Source organism: Photobacterium sp. GB-72 (assembly GCF_003026095.1).
GTDB lineage: Bacteria > Pseudomonadota > Gammaproteobacteria > Enterobacterales > Vibrionaceae > Photobacterium.
The window spans coordinates 270739-283805 of record NZ_PYNV01000001.1 but is presented as its reverse complement, the minus strand read 5'-3'; the positions used below and the strand labels follow the sequence as shown (position 1 = coordinate 283805).

The 13067-nt window shown below is 38.0% G+C and carries 9 protein-coding genes; 4 read left to right on the top strand and 5 right to left on the bottom strand.

Annotation, left to right across the window (positions count from 1 at the left end):
- Positions 1–23: 23 nt before the first annotated feature.
- Positions 24–842 (top strand): sugar nucleotide-binding protein, encoded by an 819-nt coding sequence (locus tag C9J40_RS01265; protein WP_107205718.1) that lies wholly within the window; start codon positions 24–26, stop codon positions 840–842.
- Positions 843–1572: 730 nt separating this feature from the next.
- Here the strand turns inward: C9J40_RS01265 and C9J40_RS01260 are convergent.
- The gene (locus C9J40_RS01260) at positions 1573–2826 is read right to left on the bottom strand and encodes an OFA family MFS transporter (protein ID WP_107245460.1); all 1254 of its coding nucleotides are present in this window, start codon (positions 2824–2826) and stop codon (positions 1573–1575) included.
- Positions 2827–3672: 846 nt separating this feature from the next.
- Between C9J40_RS01260 and C9J40_RS01255 the strand changes: the two genes are divergently transcribed.
- The 3 genes from C9J40_RS01255 to fabV all read left to right on the top strand — a co-directional run bounded on the left by C9J40_RS01255 (position 3673) and on the right by fabV (position 8065).
- Positions 3673–4332: a TetR/AcrR family transcriptional regulator gene (locus C9J40_RS01255; RefSeq protein WP_107205928.1), complete on the top strand. Its 660-nt coding sequence runs from the start codon at positions 3673–3675 to the stop codon at positions 4330–4332.
- A 66-nt stretch (positions 4333–4398) separates the two neighbouring features.
- The gene (locus C9J40_RS01250; protein ID WP_107245458.1) at positions 4399–6675 is read left to right on the top strand and encodes an acyl-CoA dehydrogenase; all 2277 of its coding nucleotides are present in this window, start codon (positions 4399–4401) and stop codon (positions 6673–6675) included.
- 187 nt (positions 6676–6862) lie between these two features.
- The gene (gene fabV / locus C9J40_RS01245) at positions 6863–8065 is read left to right on the top strand and encodes an enoyl-ACP reductase FabV (protein WP_107205721.1); all 1203 of its coding nucleotides are present in this window, start codon (positions 6863–6865) and stop codon (positions 8063–8065) included.
- A 344-nt stretch (positions 8066–8409) separates the two neighbouring features.
- On the opposite strand, the gene C9J40_RS01240 is transcribed toward fabV, so the two are convergent.
- From C9J40_RS01240 to C9J40_RS01225, 4 genes are all read right to left on the bottom strand, one after another.
- A complete protein-coding gene (locus C9J40_RS01240; RefSeq protein ID WP_107205722.1) occupies positions 8410–9759 on the bottom strand; it encodes an ATP-binding protein in 1350 nt (449 codons plus the stop codon).
- The gene (locus tag C9J40_RS01235) at positions 9756–10430 is read right to left on the bottom strand and encodes a response regulator (RefSeq protein ID WP_005367047.1); all 675 of its coding nucleotides are present in this window, start codon (positions 10428–10430) and stop codon (positions 9756–9758) included. The genes C9J40_RS01240 and C9J40_RS01235 overlap by 4 nt, the downstream gene beginning before the upstream one ends.
- 289 nt (positions 10431–10719) lie before the next feature.
- Positions 10720–12402 (bottom strand): aspartate:alanine antiporter, encoded by a 1683-nt coding sequence (locus C9J40_RS01230; RefSeq protein ID WP_045083035.1) that lies wholly within the window; start codon positions 12400–12402, stop codon positions 10720–10722.
- A gap of 266 nt (positions 12403–12668) precedes the next feature.
- Positions 12669–12932 carry a GrxA family glutaredoxin gene (locus C9J40_RS01225; protein WP_008986743.1) on the bottom strand — a complete coding sequence of 88 codons (264 nt, stop codon included), beginning with the start codon at positions 12930–12932 and terminating at the stop codon, positions 12669–12671.
- Positions 12933–13067 lie beyond the last annotated feature (135 nt).

The following is a 13067-nucleotide window of genomic DNA, read 5'->3' as shown; positions in this document are numbered from 1 at the left end:
TTGATGTAATTTGAGGCTGAAAAATGAATATTGCTATATGCGGTTGTGGTTGGCTTGGTTTGCCCTTAGCAAAGGCATTATATAAAAAAGGCCATAACGTTTACGGTACAAAAAGAAATGAGAGAGAGGCGAATGCTTTAAGTGCATATGGCATACATGGGGTGCCAATGCAGTTACCATTAACAGAAGATGTTCAAGTATCATCTTTAGCAACGATGTTAGCAAGTGATGTGATGGTGATTAATATTGCTGCCGGTCGCAATAGTATTGATAAAGAGCAGCATTATCAGAATGTGTTATCCCTTTCTAACGCGGCTTATCAATCAGGATGTCAGCGCATTATATTTATTAGTACAACGTCAGTTTATGATGGACGTAAAGGCCGTGTGGCTGAAGACGATGATGTGATGCCATTAACTGATTCTGCTTTGACACATGTGAAGATTGAAAATAGTTTGCGTACTCAATGGGGTGATCAATTAACGATAGTGCGGTTATCGGGGCTGATTGGTGAAGACCGTCATCCTGTCAAATTTTTAGCGGGTAGAAACGCTTTAAAAGGAGGCAGTAATCCCGTTAATCTTATTCACCTAGAAGACTGTGTTGCAGCGATAGTAAGGTTGGTTGGTATCAAAGATAGTATGCCTGTCTTACATTTAGCGTCTGATTTTCACCCTACACGTAGTAAGTATTATACTCAGATGGCGAAGCAATTATCATTGCCACTGCCGGAGTTTTTACCTGATGATGAAAGTAGTACTGCAAAAGTGATTGATGCTGCGAAGACATTAACGAATCTAGGTTATGTTCTTAAACATAGAGATTTGATGTTGTCTAAATAGATAAAAAAAACGCTGAACAACAGTTCAGCGTAAAAATATGCAATTAAAGGATAATTGCAGTGGCAATAAGGAGTATTGGAAGAAGTTCGACGGCCAGTTAAACAATTCTCACCAATATTATGGATTCTATATATTCAGACTTTGAATTTTAGGTTTGGTTCAAAACTTTTTAAAAAAAATAGTTTTCAGGCAAAAAAACACACAACAATACCGTTTTGAGTACTTAAGTCATCTGAATAGATAAAAAAAATCCCATTAAAAATGTTTTAATGGGATAAAAAGTTCCGTAAATTTTACAAAAAGTTCAGCAGTAGTGGACATCTAACATAAATAAAAAACTTTAAAATACTGATTCAAAACCAAAGGCATAGTAGGTTTTATTATGAATCATACTAGTAAGACTAACGAAATTAAGGTTAGTTCAATAAAAGTGAAAAAAAAGTCATCTTTTTTTATGGTGGCCGTCAAAGACCTTTTTTACAAAAAAAAGCCCACAAAAATAGTGGGCAAACTAAAAATTACAATTAGGAGTTAAAGCAGTAGTGGCATTTACAATGATAAAAATTGTTGAAACATGTTTGTTTTGCGAAATCTTTATCAATCTGAATACATTATTTAAGACTCAGGATTTTAAAAAAGGTTCCTAAGTTTTCGAATATTTTTAGTATTAAAATATCGAGATTACTTAATGTATTGATTTTTAAATAATATCCACACTGCTTTGTTCTGTTTAGGCCGTCACTTTTGTGTTTAGCATTTCATTGTCTTCTTTTTTGACAGATGCCACAGCTTTGACTGCTGGATTCTTTGTTAGCAGCGAAAACACAAATGCGATTCCCATGATAATTGCCGAGTAGAAATAAGCGAGGTTGTAATTACCTGTGGTATCAACAGCAACTGCGGCGATAACGGGGCCAATGAAACCACTGACACCCCATGCTGTGTATACGACACCATAGTTTGTACCGTAGTTTTTCAAACCATAGAAACCTGCTGTTAGTGATGGAAATACTGCCGGTAAGGTTCCATAACACAAGCCCGCTGTCGCCATACCGATGATAAGACTAATATGGCTTGTGTAATGAGGGAACAACATCATATTGGCAATAGATAACATAAATGATAACGATAATGTTTTAAGACCACCAATTTTGTCGCATAGCATGCCAGCAAGCACACGGCCTGATGTATTAAATAAAGCTAGAATAACAACAAGGTGAGCGGCATCCGTCATACCTGCTTGTGCTGAAGCGATAGAGGTAATATTACCAATGATCATTAAACCTGTTGATGATGCACAAAGGTACATAACCCAAATACTATAAAACTGCGTCGTTTTGAGCATAGCAGTCCAACACATTTCTTTTTGTGGCACCGCTACTTTCTTATCCGTCTGTTTAGATGAAGCGATAGGTACGTAATGAGAAGGTGGATTGGTAATGGTAAATGCTAATGGTGTTGCAATACATAAAAGAGCAATACCTAAAATAATAAAACTATAGCTAATACCGTAACTTCCAATTAATGATGTAATTAATGGAGCAAGATAAACACCAGCAAGGCCAAAGCCCGCAGCGATAAGGCCATTTACAAGCCCGCGTTTTGAAGGATGGAACCATTTCATTGCTGCAGGGCTTAAACAAGCATAACCAAAACCAATACCGCCACCTGCAAGCATACCAAAGGTAAAAATAAGTTGAGTCGGATTTGTGATGTAACCGGATGCAATTAAACCTAAACCAGAACATATCGTGCCTGCGATTAATACACGTTTAGGACCAAATTTATCTTGTAAAATACCCGCTAAAAGAAGAGTTATAGAGAAAGTAATAATAGCGACAGTATAAGGAAGAGATGCTTCTGAGTTTGTCCATCCTAAATCAACAACTAGCGCTTTTTTAAATACACTCCAAGTAAATAGAATACCAATACATAAATTAATACAAAAACCAGCAATAAGAATTTGCTTTGCTCTATCAAACATGAATTTCTCTCAAATGATATTTATATGGTGAAAAACCAAATAAATAGATCGTAGTAATATATATATTTATTAAATATTACCCGTTAATACTGTATGGGAATTCTAGCGATAAAAATAATGATGGCAAGTTAAAATGTAACTAAATATTAAATCGATTAGAGTGTTGATTTAAAACGATTTTTTTTGATTCATTTTCGGAGAAATAAAAGCGAGTAAACCTCCATTTGTATTATGTATTACAAATTGGGTGTTGGTTTATTTTAATCGTTAAACAAAATCTATAACCATTCTTAATAAGAATTAACAGAACTAAAAATAAAGATAATTAGATATCCTGTTATGTTTTAATTTAATTGATTAATTATTTTTAGTGATAGTTATTTATATAAGTAGTTAAAGTAATTGTTATTATTATTCGTATCGTGGAGTTGTATGTAAAAGTGAGTCGTTTCGTCGCTTTTATAAATGATATGTGTCTAGATATTAATAGGTGAGTTTAAAAAATAAGAGGGCAACTTAGCAATAGACAGCAAGGAAATAAAACCTACTCCAATAACAGGAGTAGGCTATGAAGGAAAATCTTCAACAAAAAAGTAGTGGCATGTAGTCAGACTCAATCGATGTGTTTAAGTTCCGCGAATATATGCTTTTTTCGATTCTATTTTATTAATTATTAACCTTGGTTATGGTGGTTTGTTTTAAATTGTTGATATTTAACGTCTAATTTTTACTTTATCTGTCTTTAAGAGCTATTGAAATTTCACCTCTCAAAATGAGATAGCAAACTTGTTAAAAGTGTTAACGAGTTGTAGTATTTAAACATGTGTTTAATACGGGTGAATGAAAATGGCTGGAAAAGGTGAAACTAAAAGTCGCATTCTAGATGCCGCTGAGCTGTTATTTGCCGAGCATGGGTTTAACGAAACGTCGCTGCGGACCATAACAAGTAAAGCGGGGGTCAATCTTGCTTCTGTTAATTACCATTATGGTGATAAGAAAACATTGGTACGTGCAGTACTCAGCCGTTACCTTGATATTTTTATGCCAGCGTTGCAAAGTGAATTAGAAAGACTCTTAACCCGTGATGATTTTACGATGGAAGATGTCTTTCACTGTACTAAGTCACCGTTAGTTAGCCTTAATGATTGTCGAACTAATGGTGCGACGGTTTTTATGTCATTACTAGGGCGAGGTTATACTGACGTACAGGGACATTTACGGTGGTTTATTGTTACCCGTTACGACAAAGTCCTCTCTCTTTTTGTCACTGCCGTATGCCGTGCTAATCCATCCTTAGATCCAGAAACTCTTTTCTGGCGCTTACATTTCACATTAGGTGCATCAGTATTCACGATGGCATCAAGCGCTGCTTTATGTGAAATAGCAGAAAACGATTTTTCGAATCATGTGAAAACTGAAGATTTAATTGATCGTCTTGTTCCTTATCTCGCAGCAGGGGTTGGGGCGCCAATAGAAACGAATATTTCTCTGGTTAAGCAAGTCTAAAACTAAATAACGAATGTATACCTACGTAGTCATTATAAAAATAATCGAAGCAAAAGGATCTGAACTATGAGCACTTTATCTGTAATGCGAAAACGATACCTCAGCGATCCCGCCTTTAAGGTGTTTAAAAAAGTGTTGCCACCGTTATCTGAAACAGAACGCGAGGCAATGGAAGCGGGAAGTGTATGGTGGGACGGTGAGTTATTTAGTGGGCAACCTAATTGGAATACCTTATTAACCTACCCTAAGCCAAAACTTACTGATGAAGAGCAAGTGTTTATCGACACTAAGCTAGAAACCTTATTGGCCATGATAAACGATTATCAGATTGTTCAAGAAGATAAAGATTTATCGCCAGAGGTGTGGCAGTACTTACGTGATGAAAAGTTTTTCTCGTTAATTATTGGTAAAGAATACGGCGGCCTTAATTTTTCAGCGCATGCGAATTCAACCATAGTTGCCAAAATTGCAACTCGGAGTTTGAGTGCTGCGGTATGCGTCATGGTTCCTAATTCCCTAGGGCCGGGTGAATTATTGACTCATTACGGAACAGAAGAGCAGAAGAATTATTGGTTACCCCGTTTAGCTAACGGGAAAGATATTCCATGTTTTGCATTAACAGGGCCAGAAGCTGGCTCAGATGCCGGTAGTATTCCTGATGAAGGTATTGTTTGTTATGGCGAGCATGAAGGTGAACAAGTATTAGGTTTACGCCTAACATGGAACAAGCGTTATATTACCTTGGCACCCGTTGCAACAGTATTAGGTCTGGCTTTCAAAATGAAAGATCCTGATGGTCTGCTTGGTGATAAAAAAGAATTAGGGATCACCTGTGCATTAATTCCCGCCGATCATCCTGGTGTTGAAATTGGTGAACGCCATGACCCATTAAATATGGCTTTTATGAATGGACCTACACGTGGTAATGATGTGTTCATTCCAATGGATTGGCTAATAGGTGGTCAAGAATATGCAGGAAAAGGTTGGCGCATGCTGGTGGAGTGTTTATCAGCAGGTCGTGGTATTTCCCTTCCAGCATTAGGGGCTGCCTTTGGCCATTTAACATCGAAAACGACAGGCGCATATTCCGTTGTTCGTAAGCAATTTGGTACTTCAATTGGTAATTTTGAAGGTGTTGCACAAGCTTTAGGTCGAATTGGTGGTTATACCTATATGCTAGAAGCGGCTCGTACCTTAACCACGACGTCATTAGATATGGGGCAAACCCCTGGGATAGTTACAGCGATTGCCAAATACCATATGACTGAAATGGGCCGAACGATCCTCAATGATTCAATGGATGTGCATGCTGGTCGTGCTATTCAGCTTGGTCCAATGAACTATTTAGGCCATCACTACTTTGGTATGCCAGTTGCAATCACAGTTGAAGGCGCGAATATTCTAACTCGAAACCTAATGATTTTTGGTCAAGGTGCAACACGTTGTCACCCTTATGTACTGAGTGAAATGGAAGCCGCTGCCAATCCAGATGAACAGCAAGGTGAAAAAGACTTCGATAAGTTGCTATCAAAACATATAGGCTTTGCTATTGGTAATGTCAGCAAATCATTACTGAATGCATTTTCTGGATCTCGTTTTAATCGAGTACCAGTGAGTGGTGAAACTGCACCTTATTATCGTCAGTTAGCAAGAATGTCTAAGGCATTGGCGGTGAGTGCGGATTTTGCGATGTTAAGCCTTGGTGGTGAGTTAAAACGTCGTGAATTAGTCTCTGCACGTTTAGGCGATGTTTTAAGTCATCTTTATTTAGCCTCGGCAGTATTAAAACGCTATGAAGACGAAGGACGTCAACAGCAAGATTTATCAATGGTGAAATATGGCGTAGAACATTGTTTACATCAGTGTGGTATTGCTTTCAATGATGTGTTTAATAACTTCCCTCGTAAAGGAGTTGGACGTCTATTACGTACCATTAATTTCCCGTTAGGTATTCATTACCATGCACCATCAGATGTGATCGCTATCGATATTGCAGAAGCATTAATGACTCCTGGTGTACATCGTGAGCGATTAACACACCTTTGCTATGTTGGTAATAAAGAGGATGATCCTGTTGCGATTATGGAACGTGCTTTTTTAGCTATGCACGAGATCAAACCTTTAGAGCGTAAACTGATGAAAGCAACACGTAGAGGTGAGATCCCGCGCAAAGCTTCATTAACAAATAAATTACAAGTTGCATTAGATGTGGGAATAATCACAGAAGCAGAGAAGAAAAAAATAGAAAATGCTGAACAGCTAAGACAAAAAGCGGTTCAAGTTGATCATTTTTGTGCAGACCATTTTAAAAAAGCTCGCATACTACCAGGAAAAGCAGCTTAGGTAGCTTAGTTAGTGATATATAAACCTGGAATCTCCCATGTGCCACGCTTAGCGTGGCACTTTTTTTGACCAGAAATATCTGTAACACCTCCAACCACTACGGTTTTTATCATTTTCTGTCATAAATTTAATGCGATTTTGACGCTAACCTTTTATCCTATCAACAACTATGTAAGGGAAGTTGAAGATGATCATCAAACCTAAAACTCGTGGATTTATTTGTACAACAACGCACCCAGTGGGTTGTGAAGAGAACGTAAAAGAGCAAATTGCTTACACAAAAGCACAAGGTCCCATTGCTAACGCACCTAAGCGTGTGCTAGTCGTTGGTTCATCAAGTGGTTATGGCCTATCGTCTCGTATTGCTGCGGCATTCGGTGGTGGTGCTGCAACTATTGGTGTGTTCTTTGAAAAACCAGGTACAGAGAAAAAACCAGGTACTGCAGGTTGGTATAACTCAGCAGCATTTGACAAGTTTGCGAAAGAAGAAGGTCTTTATTCAAAAAGCTTGAATGGTGATGCTTTCTCTAACGAAGCAAAACAAAAAACCATTGATTTGATCAAAGAAGATCTTGGTCAGGTTGATATGGTGATTTACTCACTTGCATCACCTGTACGTAAATTACCTGAAACAGGTGAAGTTATTCGCTCATGCTTAAAACCAATGGGTGAGACGTACACAGCAACAGCAGTAGATACCAATAAAGATGTATTAATCGAAGCAAGTATTGAGCCAGCTACAGAGCAAGAAGTTGCAGATACTGTAACGGTAATGGGCGGGCAAGACTGGGAACTTTGGATTGATGCTCTATCTGATGCAGGTGTTTTAGCTGATGGTTGTAAGACGGTTGCTTATAGCTACATTGGTACTGAAATTACTTGGCCAATCTATTGGCACGGTGCGCTAGGTCAAGCGAAGATGGATCTTGATCGTGCAGCAAAAGAGCTAAACGAGAAGCTAGCGAAAACTGGCGGTTCTGCAAATGTTGCTGTGCTTAAGAGTGTGGTCACGCAAGCTAGCGCAGCAATTCCTGTTATGCCACTTTATATTGCGATGGTATTTAAGAAGATGCGTGAAGAAGGTGTACACGAAGGTTGTATGCAGCAGATTTTACGTATGTTCAATCAACGCTTATTTAAAGCAGATGGCATGGCACCTGAAGTTGATGGCGAAAACCGTCTACGTCTAGATGATTGGGAACTTCGCGAAGATATCCAGAAACATTGTCGTGATTTATGGCCAAACGTAACCAATGAAAACTTATTTGATGTCGCTGACTATCAGCAATATAAAGATGAGTTTTTAAAGCTATTTGGTTTTGGTATTGACACTGTTGATTATGATGCAGATGTGAATCCGGTTGTTGAATTTGATGTGAAAGACATCTAATTCACAACAAAATAAAAAAACCGCCGAAAGGCGGTTTTTTTATTATATTGTTTTGATTCATCAAGTTAATCTATTTGTTATTTTTTTTGTTTATGCATCCAACCACATTGGTTGCAGAGATAAATTCTTCTAATAAAACTTATGCCATAGTTTTCGCTTTATTCTTCCCACATCAAAACTAGCACATTTTTCGCACTGCATTTATTAACTCTCCTAGCTATTAATAAATTACTAGTGATAGTTTTAAATATTATAAAATTAATGTCTACCAATGACTGTCAAATTTTTGGCGTTTCAGCAATGTACATTCAATTATTCGGTTTACCATAAATTTCTAATATTTATCAGTCATTAAGTTTTGGCAGTGTAATAATAAATGCAGCCCCTTCTAATGGCGAATCTTCAACATAGATCGTTCCTTGATAGCTATCGATAATTTCATTACATACCGATAAACCAATACCTTGGCCTGGGTTTAGCTGATCTGAACGTACCCCTCGTTGAAATATCGCTTCTCTCATATCAAGCTTTACACCTGGACCGTCATCTTCAATCTTAATGGTAAAGTGAGTGTTGGTTTCTATCACAGTAATATGCACTTGGCTGATACAAAAACGGAATGAGTTCTCAAGCATATTGCCAAATAATTCCATTAAATCATCTTTATTTAGCGGCAACATAATATCTTCATTGAAGTGATAATGCAGTTTAGCTTGTTTATCCGCATAAATTTTGCCAAGCATTAAGCTAAGGCTATTCACAACCGGCATTAATTGAGAATTACTTTTTTGTAGCCCTTGTTGACCTACCATTGCCCGTTTTAACTGATATTGGACAAGATCATCCATTTGGCTGATTTGCTCCATAATACGTTGATTTAGCTCGTGGCGCTCTAACGTTTTATCATCCAATAATGCATTTGTTGCCGCTAAACGGGTTTTTAAACTATGAGCAAGATCATCCATCGCATGGCGGTAACGTCCTTTTTGATCACTACTTATACGGTTTAATCGGTTAACTGCTTTAGTGACTTCTTGCAGCTCCATTGGGTAATCATTATCGAGTTTTTCTCGTTTCGCTTCCGCCATTTGATCGAGTTGAGAGGCTAACTTGCGTAACGGCTGAAATCCCCAGTGAAAGGCGGCAATGAGAAATGCAACAGCAATAAGTACAAAAAGACCGAGATAAAATGCGGTACGTTGATGGAGTTTTTCTAATGATTTTTCATAATCATTTGCTGAACGTAATACAACGAGTTGATAAATGTTGCCATTTTCTTTATCTCGACTGAGGTTATAAGCGATATAGCCTTTGTTATCACCCATTTTTATAAGGGTAGGCGTCGGTATATTTTCAGGCAAATAACGACAAACATTTTTTAAATTCGCTTTATTGGCTTCATGAGATAACCATGTGGTGTTATCAGCTTGATCACACACGACGGCAATATAATCGGTGTCTGATGGGTCAAGAGAGTCAATCCACTTATCAACATCTTTGATTAAGCCAGCACGATTAAGTTGAGCTACCACCATTGGCATTTGAGCGACAAGCTCTGAAGAGTATGAAGCCATATAGCTTTGAGAATAAAGCTTATTAATCACACCGGCTAAGGCTGATGTGACTAAAGCAATAATAGCGACAGAGGTGATTAAAACTCGACGTCTTAAACGCGGCTGTATAAGTTTATTCATTGGGCATTAAGTTCAAAAATATACCCTTGACCACGAATGGTTGATATTGGGTTATCTTGACCTGTTTTAGTGAATTTTTTACGTAAACGACTAATCATAACTTCGATTGTATTTGGATCACCTTCTTGATCTTCATATAACACATCGAGTAGGCGTTGTTTTGATACAACCTGACGGCTATGGCGCATGAGATATTCAAGTAAGTCATATTCAAAAGCGGTTAACTCTAATAATGTTTCATGAACATAAACTTGTTTCGCGAGGAGATCTACACGGATATCACCTGCGGTCATTTCCGGCTTTACAAAACCAGCGCTTCGGCGAACGAGTGCACTTAAGCGAGCAACCATTTCTTCTTTTTGGAATGGCTTAACGAGGTAGTCATCAGCACCAGCTTCAAGGCCTGTTACTTTGTCTTGCCAATTTGAACGCGCAGTAAGAATAAGAATGGGAAGACGAAGCCCCTTTTTACGCATGTCTTTAATTAAACTAATCCCATCGCGGTCGGGTAAACCAATATCAACAATCGCAATATCATTGGGGTAGTTTTCAGCAAAGAATAAACCTTCTTCTGCCGTATTTGCACACTGAACTTGGTTGCCTAATTCACTGAGTTGAGATTTTAAGTGATGGCTAAGGATTGCATCGTCTTCGACAATAAGAATTCGCATAAATTAAAGCACCCAAGGTTGCTGATTATAGTTATAAATATCTATGGTACGAAATATTGCAATTATCCGCATTATTTATCATTGCCATAAACTTAATATTTGAGCGTTATAGCAGAATGGGTATTTATAAGTCAGATTGCTATGTGTGCTATTAACTAAATAAAATGTTTGATTAATAACAAATTAACGCTACAGGTCTTAGTGTAGGTATCTTGACTGAATAGGGGCTGACTCATAAGAGAACTCATTAGCCAGCCCTTATTAGAAAGAGCAGCATTCAAGCCAATAATTACTTTAGAATAATAATTAACGTACCTGCAATAGTGAGCAATACGTTGGCGATAGCATAAGTACCTGCATAACCTAAAGCAGGAATAGTACTACGCGCATGAGCGTTGATCATATCCATAGCTGGGGCACAAGTACGCGCGCCTATGATGGCACCAAAAAGTAGTGCACGGTTCATTTTCAGTACATAAGCACCGAATAGATAGGCTAATACGACAGGGATCACACTCACCATTAAACTGGTGACAAAAACAGTTAAACCGATATGAGCAATGGATTCAAAAAGGTTAGAACCTGCACTTAAGCCGATACCAACCATAAAGACCATTAAGCCTAAATCTTTTGCCATATTTAACGCCCCTTGAGGGACATAACCAAAAGTTGGGTGGTTTGCACGTAAAAATCCAAGTGTAATACCTGCAATTAAAAGGCCTGCAGCACTACCTAAACCAAACGCAATATGACCAAATTTCATGGTAATTAAACCAAGCAGTAAACCTATGATGAAGAAACAACAAAAAGCTAATAAATCTGCAATCTGGCTGTGGATTGAAATAAAGCCAATACGTTCAGCTAAACCATGAACACGACTTTTCTCGCCACTAACTTGCAGAATATCACCTTTGTTTAACAGAATGTTGTGATCCATCGGCATTTCGATTTGAGCACGAACCACACGGTTTAAAAAACAGCCGTACTCTGACAGGTTCAATTCAGATAAACGTTTACCGGCAATACCATCGTTCTTTACCACGATTTCTTCTTCAATGATGCGAAGATCTAATAAATCACGATCAAACACTTCTTTACCATTACGGAAACTAGGATCAAGACGAGCGTGGCTGTCGGGGTAACCCACTAGCGCAATTTCATCACCTTCTTGTAAAATTGCATCACCATCAGGGTTAGCTAAAATACCGTTACGACGAACGCGTTCGATATAGCATCCTGTTTGGCGGTAGATACCTAACTCACGAAGGTTACGACCATCAATCCAATTAATCAGTTCAGGTCCAACACGGTATGCGCGAATAATGGGTAAATATACTTTTCGCTGTGCCACTTCACCAATACCACGTTCACGTGCGATCTGTTGTGATGATTCAGCTAGATTTTGTTTTTGTAGTGTAGGCATGAGCTTCGCGAGGAATATCAAGCTCACTAGGCCTACTAAATAGGACATCGCATAACCAACACTTAAACTTTCTGTAAGCTGTTTAATCATTGTTGGATCGGTAATACCTGAAAGCCCAGTATTTAATGCGTCTTTAGCGCCCACTAATACTGGGGTTGCAGTTAATGACCCCGCCATTAAACCTGTCGCAAGGCCAATATCCATATGTAGATAATGCGCCATTGTCATGGTTATCGCGATGGAGGAAAGCAAAACGACGAGCGCAAGTAAAAGGTAGTGCTTACCGTCTCGAAAAAAGATGCCGAAAAAGTTTGGACCCGCTTCTATACCCACACAAAAAATAAACAGCATAAAGCCAATATTTAAAGCGTCAGTATCGAAAGTAAAACCAGCATTACCAAACAGCAGTGCTGTGACTAAAACGCCAATAGAATTACCTAAGCTCATCTTACCAAAGCGTATTTTGCCAATACTTAAACCTACGGCAAGAACAACAAAAAGTAATAGAATATCATTATGGTGTAGAAGTGCTGCTACATCAATGTTCACAACAGAATTTCCGACAATAGTGGAGAAGTAAGAGTTGTCAAATTCTAGCTGATTTTTGCAGACTGTTATAGCGTATATTCTAAAAAAATGTTGAAAGTTAGTATTAATAACTTCTGAGTGTGTATTCTTTATCTGAAGGGATAAAAGTGGAAATATAACGGATTACTGTACGTTAAAAATACTGTTCATTTACGTTGTCAGTTAGTAAAAAATAGAGATAAAAAAAGGCCGAATAATATCGACCTTTCATAAACTGAATTCTTTTCTTATTGGAACAGTAGATTATGTTCTTTAGAGTAAGCTTCAAATTCAGTACAGCCACCAATGTGCTCTTGATCAACAAAGATCTGTGGTACTGTTTCAACGGGTTTACCTACCGTTTTTTCCAGATCCGCTTTACTGATGCCTTCCGCATGAATATCAACGTAACGGAAGTTAAAGTCGTCGCGCTCTGCTTTAATTTTTTCTGCTAATTCCTTAGCACGTACACAGAATGGACAACCTGGGCGACCAAAAATAACTACGAACATAAAATCTCTCCTGCAAAATTATGTTGTTACTATAACGTGTGTTTATTGATAGAGAAAGGGGGATTTGCCTGTTAGAGCAATAGAGAAAATCGATGGTGGGTTATATATCAAGAAGTGATGACGGCAAAGAATAAA